This window comes from Pseudomonas sp. A6, assembly GCF_052367875.1.
Taxonomy (GTDB): Bacteria; Pseudomonadota; Gammaproteobacteria; order Pseudomonadales; family Pseudomonadaceae; genus Pseudomonas; species Pseudomonas citronellolis.
Window position 1 is genome coordinate 4,980,003 of the sequence record NZ_CP198970.1, and the last position, 17,950, is coordinate 4,997,952.

Annotated in this window: 12 protein-coding genes and 1 riboswitch; of the genes, 5 read left to right on the top strand and 7 right to left on the bottom strand. The window is 70.2% G+C overall.

The window, feature by feature from the left end:
• Nucleotides 1-6 precede the first annotated feature (6 nt).
• Genes ACTWJ5_RS21720 through ACTWJ5_RS21730 form a run of 3 tightly spaced genes read right to left on the bottom strand, consistent with a single transcriptional unit; the run spans nt 7 to nt 3,576 of the window.
• A complete protein-coding gene (locus ACTWJ5_RS21720) occupies nt 7-915 on the bottom strand; it encodes an ABC transporter substrate-binding protein (protein WP_249917227.1) in 909 nt (302 codons plus the stop codon).
• A complete protein-coding gene (locus ACTWJ5_RS21725; RefSeq protein WP_249917228.1) occupies nt 912-1,619 on the bottom strand; it encodes a (2Fe-2S) ferredoxin domain-containing protein in 708 nt (235 codons plus the stop codon). Before ACTWJ5_RS21725 ends, ACTWJ5_RS21720 begins: the two co-directional genes overlap by 4 nt.
• Nucleotides 1,620-1,626: 7 nt before the next feature.
• Nucleotides 1,627-3,576: a TonB-dependent receptor plug domain-containing protein gene (locus ACTWJ5_RS21730; protein WP_444436537.1), complete on the bottom strand. Its 1,950-nt coding sequence runs from the start codon at nt 3,574-3,576 to the stop codon at nt 1,627-1,629.
• A 93-nt stretch (nt 3,577-3,669) separates the two neighbouring features.
• Nucleotides 3,670-3,875, bottom strand: a riboswitch (cobalamin riboswitch).
• A gap of 126 nt (nt 3,876-4,001) precedes the next feature.
• On the opposite strand from ACTWJ5_RS21730, the gene ACTWJ5_RS21735 reads away from it, so the two are divergent.
• The 3 genes from ACTWJ5_RS21735 to ACTWJ5_RS21745 all read left to right on the top strand — a co-directional run bounded on the left by ACTWJ5_RS21735 (nt 4,002) and on the right by ACTWJ5_RS21745 (nt 7,077).
• Nucleotides 4,002-4,358, top strand: coding sequence for a VOC family protein (locus tag ACTWJ5_RS21735; RefSeq protein ID WP_116423694.1), 357 nt, complete (start codon nt 4,002-4,004; stop codon nt 4,356-4,358).
• Nucleotides 4,359-4,506: 148 nt separating this feature from the next.
• Entirely contained in the window at nt 4,507-5,103 is a 597-nt protein-coding gene (locus ACTWJ5_RS21740; protein WP_116423693.1) for a LemA family protein, read from the top strand.
• Between the two features lie 15 nt (nt 5,104-5,118).
• Nucleotides 5,119-7,077 (top strand): M48 family metalloprotease, encoded by a 1,959-nt coding sequence (locus ACTWJ5_RS21745; RefSeq protein WP_444436538.1) that lies wholly within the window; start codon nt 5,119-5,121, stop codon nt 7,075-7,077.
• 313 nt (nt 7,078-7,390) lie between these two features.
• Here the strand turns inward: ACTWJ5_RS21745 and ACTWJ5_RS21750 are convergent, their stop codons facing one another.
• The 3 genes from ACTWJ5_RS21750 to ACTWJ5_RS21760 all read right to left on the bottom strand — a co-directional run bounded on the left by ACTWJ5_RS21750 (nt 7,391) and on the right by ACTWJ5_RS21760 (nt 10,330).
• The gene (locus ACTWJ5_RS21750; RefSeq protein WP_074976853.1) at nt 7,391-8,773 is read right to left on the bottom strand and encodes an amino acid permease; all 1,383 of its coding nucleotides are present in this window, start codon (nt 8,771-8,773) and stop codon (nt 7,391-7,393) included.
• Between the two features lie 277 nt (nt 8,774-9,050).
• Nucleotides 9,051-9,728, bottom strand: a complete 678-nt coding sequence (locus ACTWJ5_RS21755; protein WP_256512016.1) for a class I SAM-dependent methyltransferase — start codon at nt 9,726-9,728, stop codon at nt 9,051-9,053.
• Between the two features lie 371 nt (nt 9,729-10,099).
• Complete coding sequence (locus ACTWJ5_RS21760; protein WP_074976857.1) at nt 10,100-10,330, bottom strand: hypothetical protein; 231 nt, start codon at nt 10,328-10,330, stop codon at nt 10,100-10,102.
• A gap of 304 nt (nt 10,331-10,634) precedes the next feature.
• On the opposite strand from ACTWJ5_RS21760, the gene ACTWJ5_RS21765 reads away from it, so the two are divergent.
• Complete coding sequence (locus ACTWJ5_RS21765) at nt 10,635-13,646, top strand: transglycosylase domain-containing protein (RefSeq protein ID WP_444439636.1); 3,012 nt, start codon at nt 10,635-10,637, stop codon at nt 13,644-13,646.
• Between the two features lie 144 nt (nt 13,647-13,790).
• Nucleotides 13,791-17,144, top strand: coding sequence for a patatin-like phospholipase family protein (locus tag ACTWJ5_RS21770; protein ID WP_444436539.1), 3,354 nt, complete (start codon nt 13,791-13,793; stop codon nt 17,142-17,144).
• A gap of 510 nt (nt 17,145-17,654) precedes the next feature.
• Here ACTWJ5_RS21770 and ACTWJ5_RS21775 read toward each other — a convergent pair.
• Nucleotides 17,655-17,879 carry a VF530 family protein gene (locus ACTWJ5_RS21775; protein WP_249917233.1) on the bottom strand — a complete coding sequence of 75 codons (225 nt, stop codon included), beginning with the start codon at nt 17,877-17,879 and terminating at the stop codon, nt 17,655-17,657.
• Between the last annotated feature and the right edge of the window lie 71 nt (nt 17,880-17,950).

The following is a 17,950-nucleotide window of genomic DNA, read 5'->3' on the forward strand; positions in this document are numbered from 1 at the left end:
GGGTGCTCAGGGGTACAGGGCCTCGGCCAGCGCCCGCGCCGCGTGGCCGCTTTCCACCCCCGGCACCAACTGGCTGAACGGCAGCGTCACGAAGCGCCCTTCGCGCACCGCGCGCAGCCGCGAGAGCAGCGGGTGCGCGCGCAGGTAGCGGACCTTCTCCGCCGCCGGCGACCAGCGCGCATCGGCCAGCAGGATCACGTCCGGGTCGCCCGCGAGCAGCGTCTCGGGGCTGGCCAGGTAGCCGCGCAGCGCCACCGCCTCGAACAGGTTGCGCGCCCCGGCGGCGCGCAGCAGCTCGCTGACGAAGCCGCGCCCGCCCTGGCTGGCCAGGCCGGCGTCGCTGCTGTCGAGGTAGAACACCCGCAGCGGCGCGCGGCCGTCAGCCCTGGCGGCCGCCGCGCGCAGGTGGGCCTGCTGGGCGTCGATCAGCGCCTGGGCGCGCGCCTCGACGCCGAGCAGCCGGCCCAGGGTGCGCAGGTCGTCGCGCACGTTGCCGAAGCCATCTCCCGTGCGCTGAGCACAGGCCGCCTCCAGCAGGTAGCTGGCGATCCCGGCGGCGGCCAGTTCGGCGCGCCCGCGCCCGGGGTCGAAGGCAGTGGCGAAGCCGCCCACCACCAGGTCCGGGCGCAACGCATAGAGAAGCTCGGTAGACGGATAGCGCGCCGACACCACGGGCACGCCGCGGTAGCGGTCACCCTGCAACTGCGGCCCCGGGTCGTCCAGATAGGCCACGCCCGCCAGCCGCTCCCCGGCGCCCAGTTCCAGCAGCAGGTCGGCGGCGTGCTGGTTGAGCGCCAGGATGCGCTCGGGCACCTTCTTGGCCAGGTGCCAGGTCTCGCCGCAGTTGCGGTAGTCCTCGGCGGCCAGGGCCGGCGTCGCCACCAGCAGCCCCAGCAGCAGTGCGAAGCCTTTCATGGCGCGCCCTCGATCAGCAGTTCGGCCACCGGCTCGCCGCCCGCCAGATGCCGCTCCACCACCCGCAGCACCTGGGCCTCGTCGTGCACGCCGTACCAGCAGCGGTCCGGGTAAACGGTGAGCAGCGGCCCGCGGTTGCAGGGGAACTGGCAACCGGTGCGGGTCAGCAGCACGCCTTCGGCGGTTTCGATCAGCTCGCGCCTGGCCAGCTCGCGGCGCAGCGACTTCCACAGTGGCAAGGCGCCGCGCCGCACGCAGCGCGGGCCGGTGCAGAGGAACAGCTGGCGCTTGTGCGGCGGCGGCGCCGACCAGTCCGGTTGTTCCGGCACCGGGCCGACGGTGCGGCATTCCAGCTGCTGGCGACCGTCGTCGATGGCCGCGCTGACCAGCCGGGCGTCCAGGCCACGGCGGCCGAGGGCCGAGGCGGTCAGCCGCGGGCACGGTGCCTGGGGAAAGTCGCCGGCCAGTTGCGCCACCTCGCCGCGCAGCCAGTCGAGGTAGGCGCCGTCGCTGGCCGGCTCCAGGTCCACCAGCAGCAGCGCCCTGCCCGCTTGCAGGTGCGTGCGGATGGCCGGCCACAGGGCGTCGAAGCCGTCGCTGGTATCGACCAGCGTCACGGCGCGGTGGGATGCCGCCAGCTCGGCGCGCAAGGCCTCGCCCTGGGCGCCCGCGAGGGGGCCGACGATCAGCAGCGCCTGGTCCATGGCCACCTCAGAAGCTGAAGGTGTAGCGCAGCTCGGCGGTGCGCGGGCGGCCCAGGTTGTCCACCTGGCGGATGCCGTTGGTGGTGCGGCTGGTGGCGTAGTCGCGGTCCAGCAGGTTCTCCAGCAGCAGGCTCAGGCGGTGGCGGCGGGCGCCGTCGAGGTAGCGGTAGGCGTCGCCGTCGAGCACCGTGTAGTGGCCGTAGTCGTCGCCCTGCGGGCTGACGATGGAGCCGACGTAGCGCAGCGCCATGCCGAAACCCCACGGGGCCTGGTCGTAGCCCAGGCGGGTGCGGGCGAAGAAGTGCGGGATGTTGTTCACCGTCACGCCCTCGCGGGTGTCCACCAGGTTGCGGGTGGCGTCGGCATCCAGCTGCCAGTGCTCGCCCAGCCGCCACTGGCCGTTGGCTTCGATGCCGCGCACCTCGATCTCGCCGTCGCCGTTCACCCACTGGTCGCCGGCCAGGGTGATGAGGTCCTTGATCTCGCGGCGGAACAGGGTGACGCTGCCGCTCCAGGGCTGGCCGAACAGCGCGCCGCTGTAGTCCAGGCCCAGTTCGGCGTTGCGGCTGCGCTCGGGCTTGAGGTCACGGTTGCCGATCTCGCTGCCCGGCTCGTTGACGAACAGTTGCTCGGCGTTGGGCAGCTTGAAGGCGGTGCCCAGCTGGCCGCGCAGCTTGAGCTGGTCGCTGAGGTCGTAGAGCGAGGTGAGCATCCACACGGTGGCGCCCTCGCCGCCGCTCATTTCCTCGCGGCGCACGCCCAGGCTGGGGTGCCAGTTCGGCAGCAGGTCGACCTGCGGGCGCAGTTGGGCGTACAGGGCGTGGGACTCGGCCTTGTCGTTGTCGATGATCAGCACGTCGTCCTGGCCCTTGTACCACTGGTTGTCGCTGCCGAAGACCAGCTCGTGGCCGCCGGCCAGGCGCGCCTTGCCCTCCAGCTGCGCGCCCCAGTCGGTGAAGCCCCAGTAGTCGTTGTGGTTGAGCACCCGGGTGCCGCCGCCGGCGAGGTTGTAGATGCGCGTGTAGCTCGTGTCCCAGTCGTTCAGGTGGGCCTTGGCGAACCAGCTGAAGTCGTCGTTCAGGCGCTGCTCGAAGGTCGCCGTGGCGATCTGCTGGATGCGGTCGTTGCTGGTGTGGTGGTTGTCGGCCGGGCGGGCGAAGTCCAGGTCGGCGTCGGCGTATTGGTAGAACAGCTCCAGCCGCGAGGTATCGCCGAAAGCCTGGATGGCCTTGGCGCCGAACACGTTGACGTCGTAGGAGCGGCGCTTGTCGCTGACGGTGTCTGTCATGTCCTGTTCGCGGAACGGCTTGTAGCCGTCGGAGCGGTTGTGGCTGACGTAGGCCAGCAGGCCGAGGTCGCCCAGGCCGTTCTCCAGCACCTTCTCCACCCGCGCGTCGCCGTTGCGCCCGCGGAAGCTGTCCAGGCCCAGGTTGACCTCGCCGGAAGCCTCGCGGGTCTGCGCGCTGCGGGTGACGATGTTGATCACCCCGGACACCGCCTGGGTGCCGAACAGCAGGCCCTGGCCGCCCTTGAGCACCTCGATGCGCTCCACCGCGGTGGTCGGCAGGGTGTCCAGGTAGAGGCCGCCGTACAGGCGGTTGTTCAGGCGCACGCCGTCGAGCAGGATCAGGGTGTCGTCGTTGCGCCCGCCCAGCAGCGAGTAGGTGCCGTAGTCGAAGGGGCCGTTCTTCGGCGCCACGAACAGGCCGGGCACGTACATCTGCAGCACGCGGGTGATGTCGGCGCTGGGGCCGGCGCGCTCGATCTGCTCGCGCTCGATGACTTCGAGCTTGCTGCCGTAGCGGGCCATCTCGGCGACGGTGGTGGACTCCACCGAGGGCGCGCTGACGATTTCATCGCGCAGGCCCAGGGGCTCGGCGTTCAGGCAGGGGCTCAGCAGCAGCCCGGCCAGCCAGGGCGCACGCCGGGAAACGGAATGGGAAAGGGGGAATTGCAAGGTGATCGCCTCGAAACGGGAATTTCGCAGGCGGCGCAGCGAGTCCCGGCGCGAGCGCGTCCGGAATCCGGCTCACGCCCGCCCACCGCGGGTTTGCCAACAACGCTCCAGGCCGGTCTCCGGGCTTGCGAGGGGCCTGGAGCATCCGCCTTCCCATGCCTGAGCACAGTGGCCTCGTGGATGCCCCGCTCGCTTACCGTTGCGGGGGCAGCGCCGGACTGATCGCCAAGGGCGACGCACCGGCTTCCCGTTTCACCTCACGCACGGCGGCGTGAGGCACCTGGAACGGCGCGCATCTGACCATCGGTGCGGCGGGGCGTCAAGGGCGCGGGTGTCGCGCCTGGACCGCTCATCCAACGGCAGTTAAGGTGAGCGGCCCGGAACCGGGCCCCCGGTGCCCTGCACATGGAAAAGACTGGATACAAATGACCGACCTCCCCATCGTCTCCGTGCTCATCCACGTGCCCGACTGGCGCACAGCCACCGACTGGTACGCCCGTGCCTTTCCCGCGGCACGCCGCGTGGTGCACGCCCCCGACGACTTCGGCCACCTGCAACTGGGCGCGGTGGCCCTGGAGATCGTCAACGCCGACGCCAAGGTCACCGCCGGCGCCGCAGGCTCGGTGGTGTACTGGCGCGTCGCCGACCTCGACGGCGAGCGGGCCCGCCTGCTGGCCCTGGGCGCCGAACCCTGGCGCGGGCCGCTGGCCCTGCCGGAGGGCGGGCGCATGTGCCAGGTGCGCGATCCCTGGGGCAATTGCATCGGCCTGCGGGAGGACTGAGCCGCCACCGAGCTGTGGGCGGAACCGGCAGCGAGTTTCCTGGGCTACCTCGACGGGCTGTGAGCGACTGCGCAGCGCGTCCGCTGGCCCGGCGCCAGCTTTCCGCTATCATCGGCGGACCTTTCCCGACGCCCGAAAAGGACCTCCCATGTCGGTTTCCTCCCTGGTCACCCTGCTCGTCCTCGCCGTGCTGTTCTTCGGCGTCATCGCCATCTACAACCGCCTGGTGAACCTGCGCGCCCGCTACCGCAACGCCTTCGCGCAGATCGAGGTGCAGCTCAAGCGGCGCTACGACCTGATCCCCAACCTGGTGGAAACCGCCAAGGCCTACCTCAAGCACGAGCGGGAAACCCTGGAGGCGGTGATCGCCGCGCGCAACGCCGCGGTGGCCGGGCTCAAGGCCGCCGCCAGCCAGCCCGGCGCCGCCGCCGGCCTGGCCCAGCTGGCCAACGCCGAGGGCGCCCTGGGCGGCGCGCTGGGGCGGCTCAACGTGACCATGGAGGCCTACCCGGACCTCAAGGCCTCGCAGAACCTGCAGCAGCTCACCGAGGAGCTGTCGAGCACCGAGAACAAGCTGGCCTTCGCCCGCCAGGCCTACAACGACGCGGTGATGGAGTACAACGCCTATCGCCAGTCGTTCCCCGCCGTGGTGCTGGCGGCGAACTTCGGCCACAAGGCCGAGGTCGCGCAGTTGGAGTTCGCCGACAGCAAGCAGATCCAGGACGCGCCCAAGATCGCCTTCTGACGGGCGGTGCGCGCGATGAACTTCTTCCAGCACCAGGACCGCGCCCGCCGCCAGACCGGCCGGCTGATCCTGCTCCTGGCCGCGTCGGTGGCCTGCCTGGTGACGCTCACCAGCCTGGTACTGGGCTGGCTCTGGCGCCACATCGGCGAGCCCGCCAGCCACTGGACCTCGCCGCAGCGCCTGCCCGACCTCGAGCTTTACCTGTGGGTGGCCCTGGTGGTGGTCGGCGTGGTGATCGTCGGCGCCTGGTACAAGCACCGCCAGCTGCGCCTGGGCGGCCGCGCCGTGGCCGAGCGCCTGGGCGGCCGGCTGATCAACCTGGACGCCCGCGACGCCGAGGAGCGCCGGGTGCTCAACGTGGTCGAGGAGATGGCCATCGCCTCGGGCGTCCCGGTGCCGCCGGTGTACCTGCTGGAGGACAGCGGCATCAACGCCTTCGCCGCCGGCCTGACGCCGCGCGACGCGGTCATCGGCGTCACCCGCGGAACCATCGCCCTGCTCAGCCGCGACGAACTGCAGGGGGTGATCGCCCACGAGTTCAGCCACATCCACCACGGCGACATGCGCCTGAATACCCGCCTGGTGGCGCTGCTGCACGGCATCCTGCTGCTGGGCCTGATCGGCGAGACCATGGTCCGCGGCCTGTGGGACAGCCACCGCGCCGACGACGTAGCGCGCATCCGCGTGCAGCGCAGCAATGCCGGCAACGACAGCGGCTCCGGCTCGGCCCTGGGCTTCATCGCGCTGGCCTTCGTCGCCGGCCTGTGCCTGTGGGTGCTGGGCTCGGTCGGGACCTTTTTCGGCAGCCTGATCAAGGCCGCGGTGAACCGCCAGCGCGAATACCTCGCCGACGCCTCTGCCGTGCAGTTCACCCGCAACCCGGCCAGCATCGCCGGGGCGCTGAAGAAGGTCGGCGGCTACGGCTCGCTGCTCGGCGCCCTGCACCGCGCCGAGTTCAGCCACCTGTACTTCAGCGACGGCCTGGCCAGCCACTGGTTCGGCCTCGCCACCCACCCGCCGCTGGAGGCGCGCATCCGCCGCATCGAGCCAGGCTGGGACGGCCGCTACCCGAAGCTGGAACCGCGCCTGGACATCCCGCTGGTGGACCGCGAGACCTGGAACGCCGCCCTGCGCGGCTACCCTTCGGGCGCGGCGCTGGCGTCGGTCGAGGCCATCGGCGAGCCGGCTGGGGCGCACCTGGCAGAAGCGCGGCACACCCTGCAGCGGCTGGATGAAAGCCTGCGGGCGGCGGCGCACAAGGTCGATGGCGCCCAGGCGCTGGTCTACGGCCTGCTGCTGGATGCCGAAGCGCTGGCCCGCGCCCAGCAGTTGCAACTGATCAAGCCGCGCCTGGAGCTGGGCGTGGCCTTCCAGTTCGACCGTTTGGAGGAGCACCTGCGCATCCTCGACCCGGGCCAGCGCCTGCCCCTGCTGGACCTGGCCATGCCGGCGCTTAAGCAGTTGGACGCCACCCAGGTGACGAGCCTGCTGGGCAACATGGCGCTGCTGATCAAGGCCGACCACCGGGTGAAGCTGCTGGAGTGGACGCTGCTGCGCATCGTCGAACGCAACCTGCGCCCGGCCCCGGCGCGCATCGGCAACCTGCCGCTGGCCGAGCTGGGCGACGAGGCGGCGGTCCTGCTGGCCTTCCTCGCCGGCGTCGACGGAGCCGAAGCGGCCCACGCCGAACAGGCCTTCGCCCAGGCCTGGGCCACCCTGCCCTTCGCCGTGCGGCAGCCGCCGCAGGCCGGCACCCTGCGCGAGCTGGAGGCGGCGCTGCGACGCCTGGCGCAACTGCGCCCATTGCAGAAGCCGCAGCTGCTCAAGGCCATGGTCCGCTGCAGCGAATACGACGGCCGCATCAGCGTGGCCGAGGCGGAACTGCTGCGCGCGGTGGCCGACATCCTCGACTGCCCGATGCCGCCGTTGCTGGCGGATACGGCTTTTCGTAGGAGCGAGCTTGCTCGCGAATGAGTCCCGCAGCGGAGTCTGTTCGCGAGCAAGCTCGCTCCTACGAAGAGCACCTCGGCGCGGTCATGGGCGATGGGTTTGCCGGAAGGTGTAGGAGCGGACTCTGTCCGCGATAGCCGGAGGTTCCGGCGCGATTCGCGGATAAGATCCGCTCCTACGCTGCCCCACCCGCGCCATTCCCATGTAGGGGCGCGCCCTGCGCGCGATTTCGCGGGCAGGGCCCGCTCCTACAATTGTCGTGGGGCATGGAGTTTCCTCTCCGCCACACAAAAGAAAAGGGCCTCCGAAGAGGCCCTTTGTCATTTCGCCATCAGGCTCACGCGCCGCTGGCGACCGCGCCCTGCTCGCCCTTGGGCGCCAGGTCGAACACGCGGTACAGCACCACCAGCAAGACCAGGAAGGCCGGGCCGATGTAGAGGGCGATGCGGGTGTCCTCGAAGAACGCCATCAGCGCCACCACCAGCACCAGGAAGGCCATGGCCAGGTAGGAGCTCAGCGGGTACAGCCACATGCGGAACTGCAGCTTGCCGGCCTCGGCCGGGCTCAGGCCGCGGCGGAACTTCAGCTGCGCCAGCAGTATCATGGCCCAGGTCCAGATGGCGCCGAAGGTGGCGATGGAGGTCACCCAGGTGAACACCTTCTCCGGCACCAGGTAGTTCAGCAGCACGCCGAACAGCAGCGCGACTATGGACAGGATCAGCGCATTGCGCGGCACGCCGCCCTTGGAGGTCTTGGCGAAGACCGCCGGCGCCTGGCCGTGCTGGGCCAGGCTGTAGAGCATGCGCCCGGTGCTGAAGATGCCGCCGTTGCAGGAGGACAGCGCGGCGGTGATCACCACGAAGTTGATGATGCCGGCGGCGGTCTTGATGCCCAGGCGTTCGAAGGTCATCACGAAGGGGCTGCCCTGGGTGCCGATCTCGCTCCACGGGTAGATCGACATGATCACGAACAGCGCGCCGACGTAGAACAGCAGGATGCGCCAGAACACCGAGTTGATCGCCCCGGGGATCGTCTTCTGCGGGTTCTTCGCCTCGCCGGCGGTGAGGCCGATCATCTCCACACCCAGGTAGGCGAACATCACCATCTGCAGCGACATCAGCACGCCGGTGATGCCATGGGGCATGAAGCCGCCGTTGCTCCACAGGTTGGAAATGCCGGTGGCCACGCCGCCGTTGCCCAGGCCGAAGACGATCATGCCGCCGCCCACCAGGATCAGCGCGAGGATGGTGACGACCTTGATCAGGGCGAACCAGAACTCGAACTCGCCGAAGGCGCGCACCGCGATCAGGTTGATGGTGCCCATGCTCGCCAGGGCCGCCAGGGCCCAGATCCAGCGCGGCACCTCGGGGAACCAGATGCCCATGTAGATGGCCACCGCGGTGATCTCGGCGACGCAGGTCACCAGCCACAGGAACCAGTAGTTCCAGCCGGTCAGGTAGCCGGCCAGCGGGCCGAGATAGTCCTGGGCGTAGCGGGCGAAGGAGCCGGCCACGGGGTTGTGCACGGCCATTTCGCCGAGGGCGCGCATGATGACCAGGATGGCCAGGCCGCCGATGATGTAGGAGAGCATGATGGCCGGGCCGGCCATCTGGATGGCCTTGGCGGAGCCGAGGAACAGGCCGACGCCGATGCAGGCGCCGAGGGCCATGAGACGGATGTGCCGCTCGTTGAGATCCCGTTGGAGATCGTGGGACGACATGATGGTGCAACCTCGATTTTGTTGTTGGGTATATCAGCGGCGACTCGAAGCGCAATCGGGATGAGGAAGGCCCGCGACGGAAAAAGCGCCGCCACCGCGCCGGTGGGCACGGGGGAGGATTCGTCTGGGGCCTTCCGGGACTGCACACCGGAAGAGGCTGCCCGCTCTTGTGGAGCGGACGTGGGCATTGCGGGAGTGAACCACTGAGGTCGCCGCGGAGTGTTGCACAAGATTGCCGGGGCGTCTGCCCCCTTATGGTGCGAACGAGACCAAAGGCTTACCCGGCCGGCGCAGCCACCAGCAGCAGCGAGCAGGCCGCCCCGGTATCCGGCCGCCGCGGCTCGCGCAGGGCCAGCAGGCGCCAGCCGCTGGCGTGCAGCAGGGCCAGCCAGGATTCGAAGGTGCGGAAGTACCAGGGCATGGGCTCGCGGAACTCGTCGCCGAAGGCGCTGAAGGTCTCCAGGCGCCAGCCGTCTTCGTAGGGCTCGTCGCCGCAGGCGCTCCAGGGGTGCAGGGTCTGGATCAGCAGCCGCCCGCCCGGCGCCAGGCGCTGTTGCAGGCCGCGCAGCAGAGGCGCGAGGTCCTCGTCGAACAGGGCGAAGTTGCACACCAGCGCGTCGAACCGTCCCAGGTGCGCCCCGGCTTCGCCCGCCAGTTCGGCCTGGCTCAGCACCTCGTACTGCCCCTCGCTGGCCTGGCGCGCGGCCTCGATCAGCGCTGGCGAGGCGTCGATGCCCAGCACTTCGCAGCCCCGGGCCTCCAGCACCCGGCACAGCCAGCCTTCGCCGCAGCCGATGTCCAGTACACGATGCGGCGAACCCTCCAGCACGGCGCGGACGATGGCCTCGTCGGTGGCCAGGCGGCGGCTGTCGATGCGCTGCTCGCGCACCACGCGGGTCCAGGCGCTGGCGTTGCTGTCCCAGCTGTGGCGGATGCGGGTGGGATTGTCGGGCATGGTGGGGGTCCGCTGTGGGGAATGGCGCCTTCATTCTAGGCAACGGCTTTTCGTAGGAGCGAGCTTGCTCGCGAACTGTGTTTCCCGGTGGCTGCGGTGCTTTCGGTGGACTCCGTACCCTCTCCCCAGCCCTCGGCTGCGCGCCCCGCCCTGAAGGGAGAGGGGGCTTGGCCGTGCCGAGAGAAGGAGTGGTTTCAGCCGTCAATCCAAGTGCTAGCCGGCTGACTCCAAAACATCAGCGTCTGCCCAACGGTCCCCTCTCCCTTCAGGGAGAGGGTTAGGGAGAGGGCGCTCTTCAGGGCCAGCACCGCAGCTACCGGGAAACTCCGTTCGCGAGCAAGCTCGCTCCTACAAAAGAAAAACCCGCCCCCTCACAACCCCTTCGGCACCGCCAGCCCCTTGGTCGAGGGCCCGCGCTTCAACGGCTGCCGGCACCCCGCATCGCTGAACGGCCCGGACAGCCGTGCCCAGCCCTCCCCCGGCGAGGTCTGGCTGCAGGTCAGGTGGCCGTCCACGCGGCTCTGCCACAGGTAGAACGGCATGGGCGCGGCCTGGGCGGCCAGGCTGGCGATCAACGGCAGGAACAGCAGGAACAGGCGCATCGGGTCGTTTTCCAGGTCACTCGTCGGGCATTGTCGCGGCTTGGGTAGGACGAAGGCACGACATTCAGCAGAATTTTCCCCGCCTACTACGCTCAAAGAAAGGGGAGGCCGCTGGCACGGGGGCTTTCGCGGCACCGGGATGGGTGCCGGTCGTCACGTCGGCGGAGACCACTTACTCAGGCTTTCGCAAGCATGGGCAGGTCGTGATATGGCGCATACGGAGCATACCGGTCAACTGCATTCTCAACCGGGCGTGCCGGAGCCTGGCTTTTCCCCGAAAAAACCCAGCCACCACCGCTTCCTGCTGCTGTTCCTGTTCGTCCTGCCACTGCTGGCGGCGATGGGCGCGGCGCTGCTCTACGAGGCGCATACGTCGAAGCTGCAGGCCCGCGAGCTGGCGCGCCTGGCCGGCGAGCTGACCTGGCAGGTCGGCGCCGGCTCCAGCGACCAGGTGGTCTATCCGAAGGACGGCCCCTTCGACCGCCGCCTGGGCTACCTGCAACTGCCGGACTTCCTGCAGCGCCTGCACGACCGCGACTTCGTCACCCTCGACCAGGCGCGCTTCTCCCCTGCCCTGCTGCAGTACGCCGGCTACGGCATGTTCCCGCCCTATGCCGAGAAGGCCCAGGCCGGCGTCGACATCAGCGACTGCCGCGGCCTGCCGATCTACAACTTCCGCTACCCGCAGCGGCTCTACGCCAGCTACGACGCCATCGCCCCGCTGATCGTGCAGAGCCTGCTGTACATCGAGAACCGCGACCTGCTCGACGCCAGCCGCCCCTACCTCAACCCGGCCATCGACTGGAGCCGCTTCACCCAGGCCGCCGTGGCCCAGGCCGGGCGCCTGGTCGGCATGGGCAACCACGCCCCCGGCGGCAGCACCCTGGCCACGCAGATCGAGAAGTACCGCCACTCGGTGGACGGCCGCACCAACTCCATCCGCGACAAGCTGCGGCAGATGGCCTCGGCCAGCGTGCGCGCCTACCAGGGCGGCGCCGAGAACCTGCCGGCGCGGCGCAACGTGGTGCTCACCTACCTCAACTCGGTGCCGCTCTCGGCGCAGCCGGGCTACGGCGAGGTCAGCGGCCTGCCCGACGGCCTGTGGATCTGGTACGGCGCCGACTACCAGCAGGTCAACCGCCTGCTCTCCGCCCCCGTCGGCCAGGACGCCGAACTCGAGGCCCAGGGCCGGGCGCTGCGCCAGGTGGTGTCGCTGATGATCGCCCACCGCCGCCCGTCCTATTACCTGGCGCGCGGGCGCAAGCCGCTGGGCGAGCTGACCGACAGCTACCTGCGCCTGCTGGCCCAGGCCGGGGTGATCGAGGCGCCGCTGCGCGATGCCGCGCTGGCCCAGCGCCTGGAGTTCCGCGACCCACAGAACCAGCCGACGGTGCAGCCGCTGGAGCCGAACAAGGGCGTGAGCCTGGCCCGCACCCGCCTGGCGGGCATGCTCAACGTGCCGCTGTATGACCTGGACCGCCTCGACCTGACCTTCAGCACCACCCTGCAGGACGAGCTGCAGAACAAGGTCAGCACCTACCTCAAGCAACTGGCCGACGCGGACTTCGCCGCGCAGATCGGCCTGTTCGGCGAGCACCTGCTGTCCAAGGACAAGACCGCCGACGTGCGCTACAGCTTCGTGCTGTTCGAACGCACCGCCGACGGCAACCGCGTGCGCGTGCAGACCGACAGCACCGACCAGCCCTTCGACATCAACGAGGGCAGCAAGCTGGAGCTGGGTTCCACCGCCAAGCTGCGGGTGCTGTCCAACTACCTGGAGCGCATCGCCGACCAGTACCGCGCCTACAACGGCAAGCCCGCCGCCGAGCTGCGCAAGGTGCCGGTGGAGCCGCTGGACTTCATCAGCCGCTGGTCCATCGACTACCTGATCGCCAACCCCAACGCCGACCTCTCGGCCATGCTCGCCGCGGCCATGCAGCGCAAGTACTCGGCCAGCCCCTACGAGAGCTTCTTCACCGGCGGCGGCGTGCACACCTTCTCCAACTTCCGCCGGGAGGACAACGGGCGCATCCCCACCCTGCTCGAAGCCCTGCGCGAGTCCATCAACCTGCCCTTCGTGCGCCTGCTGCGCGACCTGGTGCGCCACGACATGTACCAGAAGGACGGCAACAAGCTGACCGTGCTGCAGGACGACAAGGACCCGCGCCGCCAGCTGTACCTGGACCGCTTCGTCGACCAGGAGAGCCGCGTCTACCTGCTGCGCTTCTGGCAGAAGTACCGCGGGCAGAACGCCGACGAGCGCCTGGACACCTTCCTCGACGGCCTGCGCCCGTGGCCGGTGCGCCTGGCGGCGATCCACCGCTACCTGCAGCCCCAGGCCGACCAGGCGACCTTCGCCGCCTTCCTCCAGGACCGCCTGAAGCAGAGCCACTACACCGGCGAGAAGCTCACCGACAAGCGCATCGCCGACCTCTACACCCGCTACGGCCCCGGCGCCTTCGACCTCAACGACCAGGGCTACGTGGCCCGCGTGCACCCGCTGGAGCTGTGGCTGCTGGGCTACCTGCAACGCCAGCCCCAGGCCAGCTTCGCCGACGCGGTGGCCGCCAGCAACGCCGAGCGCAAGCAGGTCTACGGCTGGCTGTACAAGTCGCGCTACAAGGCTGCCCGCGACAAGCGCATCCGCATCATGCTGGAGGTGGAGGCCTTCCTCGACATCCACCAGCAGTGGAAACAGCTGGGCTACCCGTTCGACCACCTGGTGCCCTCGCTGGCCACCGCCCTGGGCAGCTCCGGCGACCGTCCGGCGGCGCTGGCCGAGCTGATGGGCATCATCCTCAACGACGGCATCCGCCTGCCCACCCTGCGCATCGACAGCCTGCACTTCGCCGCCGGCACGCCCTACGAGGTGAGCCTGGCGCCGCAGGCCAACGTCGGCGCCCGGGTGATGACCTCGGAGGTGGCCAGCACCCTGCGCGACTCGCTGTCCCAGGTGGTCGACCAGGGCACCGCGCGGCGCCTGTCCGGCAGCTTCCGCCGCGACGACGGCAGCGCGCTGGTGATGGGCGGCAAGACCGGCACCGGCGACAACCGCATCGAAAGCTTCACCCGCAGCGGGGCGGTGAAGAGCTCGCGCTCGCTGAACCGCACCGCGACCTTCGTGTTCTACCTCGGCCCGCGGCACTTCGGCACCCTCACCGCCTACGTGGCCGGCAGCGCGTCGAGCAATTTCAAGTTCACCTCGGCGCTGCCGGTGCAGGTGCTCAAGGGCATGGCGCCGATGCTGCAGCACTACCTGGAGCCGGGCACCGAGTGCCACGCGCCCCAGGACACCCTGCGGGTGAGCTGGCTATGAGGCCGCGCGCCGCCGCGGCCTGAACCCGGGAAAGGCCAGGGAAGCACGGCGCCAAGGGTTCGGCGCCGGGAGGTCCGGCCGGCCGTCAGCATGACCTGGCGCGGCGCCCCTTGCCGCGCGGGTCCGGAGCCGGAGGGCACCGCCATGCCGCGCCGCCACGGAAACCTCAGGGACCAGGAACAGGCGTTGCTGCGCCAGCGCCGCGCCCAGGCCGGCATCGACGTGCCGAGCGACTTCAGCTGGGGCCTGGCCCTCTCCGGCGGCGGCGTGCGCAGCGCCACCTTCAACTTCGGCCTGCTGCGGGCGCTGGCGAAGAACCACGTGCTCAAGCGCTTCGACTACCTATCCACGGTGTCCGGCGGCGGCTACGTCGGCGCCATGCTCGGCCGCCTGTACGGCCCCGCCCAGGGCGCCCGCGAGGTGGAGAACGGCCTGGCGGCGGACGACTCGCTGCTGCTCTGGTGGCTGCGCAACAACGGCCGCTACCTGGCCCCGGCCGGCGGCCGCGACCTGCTGATGGCCGGCGCCTCGATGCTCCGTGGCTTCATGGCCACCCAGCTGGAGATCGGCATCCTGCTGCTGTGCATCGGCATGTTCACGGTGCTGCCCCACGTGCTGCTGGCGCTGCTGGGCACGCCGCCGGTGTTCCTCGGCAACCTCTGGTCGCTGTGGTTCCTCGCCGTGCCGCTGTTGTTGCTGGCCGCCGGGGCGCTGTGCTGGGCCTACTGGTTCAGCCGCGACCGCCAGGACCACGCCTTGCGCGACCTGCTCTCGGTGCTGCTGGCCTTGCTCGCCGCGCTGGCCCTGGCGGTGCAGGGCCTGTGGCCGCAGTTGCAGAGCGACATCGAGCTGGGCCCGCGGCTGCTGGCCTACGCCGTTCTGGTCGGCGCCCTGCTGATCGCCCCGCTGGGCTGGCTGCTGCGCCTGCCGCTGCGCGCCTGCCCGCCGGAACAGCAGCGCCTGCGCCTGACCCACTGGCTGGGCTGGGTGCTGCTGGGCGGCGCCGGGGTGTTGCTGCTGGGCGTTTGCGAGGCGGCGACCTGGCACTTGGTCGTGCGCCTGCGCGAGAGCGGCAACTTCACCCTCATTTCCTCCAGCGTGCTGGGCTCCACGGGCCTTGCCGTGGTGCTGCTGCGCGCCCTGCTGCCGACGCTGCTGGAGCGCCTGCGCCAGCAGGGCCTGCCGAGCGCCTACGGCAGCCAGCTGGCCAACCTGCTGGGCCTGGCCCTGCTGGCATTCCTGCTGCTGGCCTGGCTGACGCTGCTGCAGGCCTTCCTCTACCTGGGCGGCAACCTGCTCAGCCCCGGCGCCGCCATGCAGCCCTGGCTGCCGCTGCTGTACTGGGCCCTGGTGCTGGCCGCGCTGGGCTTCTACATCGGCATCAGCGGCGCCAACCTCACCCAGCTGAACCTCGCCTCGCTGCACTACTTCTACCGCTCGCGCCTGGCCCGCACCTACGTCGCGGTGGCCAACCACGGCGGGCCCGAGGCGCGCTTCCCGGCCTCGCTGCTGGTGCCGGCCGAGCGCCGGCTGATCGAAGGCATCGAGTCGCTGCGGGAGATACTGCCCGGCGACGACGTGGCCCTGGCCGACTACCAGCCGCACGCCTACGGCGGGCCGCTGCACCTGATCAACTGCTGCATCAACCAGACCCTCGACGACCGCACCCACAGCTACAACGCCGACCGCAAGGGCGTCGCCCTGACCGTCAGCGCCCTGGGCGTGGAGACCGGCACCCACGGCCCGCGGCCGCCCCAGGGCATGGAGCGCAGCAGCCTGGCGCAATGGGCGACCATCTCCGGCGCCGCGCTGAGCACCGGCATGGGCTCGCGCACCAGCGCCGGGCTGGCCGCGCTGGTGTTCATGACCGGCCTGCGCCTGGGCTTCTGGCTGCCCAACCCGACGCGCGCCGCCGAGACCGGCTGGCGCGCGCGCCTGGCCAAGTACCTGGCCACCCGCGCCGAGATGCTCGCCCAGTTCCCCGGCCTGCGCGCGCCCTTCTGGTACCTGTCCGACGGCGGCCACTTCGACAACAGCGGCGTCTACGCCCTGCTCAAGCGCGAGGTCGACCTGATCATCGCCAGCGACTGCGGCGCCGACCCGCGCTACCTGTTCGAGGACCTGGAGAACCTGGTGCGCAAGGCCAAGATCGACTACGACGCCGACATCGAGTTCATCGACCCGGACAGCCTGGCGCGGGTCTCCGCCGGCGACGCCCGCGCCCTGCTGTTCGGCACCCCGGAATCCATCTCGCCGGATTGCGGCCGCGAATACCTGCTGCTGGCGCGCATCACCTACGCCAGCCACAGGCGCGGCACCCTGCTGGTGGTCAAGCCGCACCGCTGCGATTCGCCGCTGCTGGAGCTGCCCTTCGACCTGGTGGGCTACGCCGACCGCAACCCGGCCTTCCCGCAGCAGGGCACCGACGACCAGTTCTTCGACGAAAGCCAGTGGGAGGCCTATCACCAACTGGGCCTGGCGCTGGGTTCGGTGCTCAGCCGCGACTTCCTCCAGCGCCTGCCGGGCTGGACCGACCTGGCCAGCATCGTGACCCTCACCGCGGTCGGCCAGCCGGCCCCGGCCAACGGCCCGAACCGCCGCCAGCGCATCGCCCAGAACGTGCGCACCACCCTCGGCGTGGGCCTCTCCGCCAGCCTGGTGGTGGCGCTCTGGCAGGGCCTGGAGCAGTACCGCGGCAGCATTGCCGACAGCGAATCGAAGTACTCCAGCCAGCTGGAGGCCATCGCCGACCTCTACGCCAAGGGCAACAAGGTCAGCGACGCCCTGCGCACGCGCATCGGCCACCTGGAGAACTTCGCCAGCCGCAACGGCCTGTCGGTGGAGTTCGCCAGCGACATGCGCACCCTGTTCGAGCGCGCCAGCACGGCCTGCGCCAGCGGCGCCGAGTCGGCCGACTGCGATTACCTGCGCCAGCTCACCAGCGACCCGCACCCCAACAGCCCGGTGCAGCAATACTGGTTCGGCTTCACCCCGCTGCCGGAAGACAACCCGGCGCTGGCCAGCGCCCCGCCGCCCCCTCCGCCACCGCCAGCCGCGGCGCCGGCATCACCGCCTGTCAGCGCCGAGATGGTGCCACCGCCCGCCGTCACGGCCAACGCCGCGCCCGCGCCCGCAGCAGAGCCGGTGGCCAACCCCTGCATGCGCGAAGGCAGGCGGCCGGTGGTGCTCTACACGCAGATCTACTCGGCCGACGAACAGCGCCCGGCGCGGGACTTCCTCAAGCTGCTGGAAGGCAGCGGGATCAGCACCCCGGGCATCGAGAACGTGGTCAGCGCCGCCGCCCGCCGCGGCTCGCCGCCGCCATTGCCCTGGCCGCGGCCGACCTTCATCTACCACGCCCGCCGCGACGGCGAATGCGCCCGCTGGCTGGCCCACAAGTTCAGCGACAAAGCCGTGGCCCTGCCGCTGGCGGCGAGCCTGCAGGCCTCGCCCGGGGTGATCGAGTTCTGGCTGCCGGCGCAGGCGAAGCCCAATTGAGGTGGCGCCGGTATCCGAACAAAGCGGCGGTCAAGGCTCGGCGACGGATAATCGCTCCAAGCAACAGTCTTGCAGGCCGCGCCGGGGTGCTCTTCGTAGGATCGAGGGGGACGCCTAGTTCTTGCTCGCGAACAGACGCGGTGCCATGCGGTTCGCGAGCAAGCTCGCTCCTACGAGAAGCCATGTGCACCGGTATGGTCCGCGATAGCCGGGAGGTATCGGCGCGATTCGCGGATGAGATCCGCTCCTACGCCACGCCATTCCCCTGTAGGAGCGCGCCCTGCGCGCGAATCGCGGGCAGGGCCCGCTCCTACAGGTTGCCGGGAGGCACGGTATTCCTCCCCCGGAGCGGACCTTGTCCGCGATAACCGGACGCCCCGGCGCGATTCGCGGATGAGATCCGCTCCTACGCCACGCCACCCGCGCCATTCCCCTGTAGGAGCGCGCCCTGCGCGCGAAATCGCGGGCAGGGCCCGCTCCTACAGGTCGCCGGGGGGCCGGACTATCCGCTCAACCTTTCCCACGCACCGTCTGCACGTAGAGCTTCTCCACCTGCTCCCGCGCCCAGGGCGTGCGGCGCAGGAAGGTCAGGCTGGACTTGATGCTGGGCTCGCTCTTGAAGCAGCGGATGTCGATGCGCTTGGCCAATCCTTCCCAGCCGTACTGCTCCAGCAGGCGTTCGAGGATGGTCTGCAGGGTCATGCCATGCAGCGGATCCTTGGGTCTTTCGCTCATGTGTCGGGCTTCGTCGATACGGGAAATGCGCGCACCTTAGCAGCAAGCCGCCGGGCGCGCAGCCCAGGCGC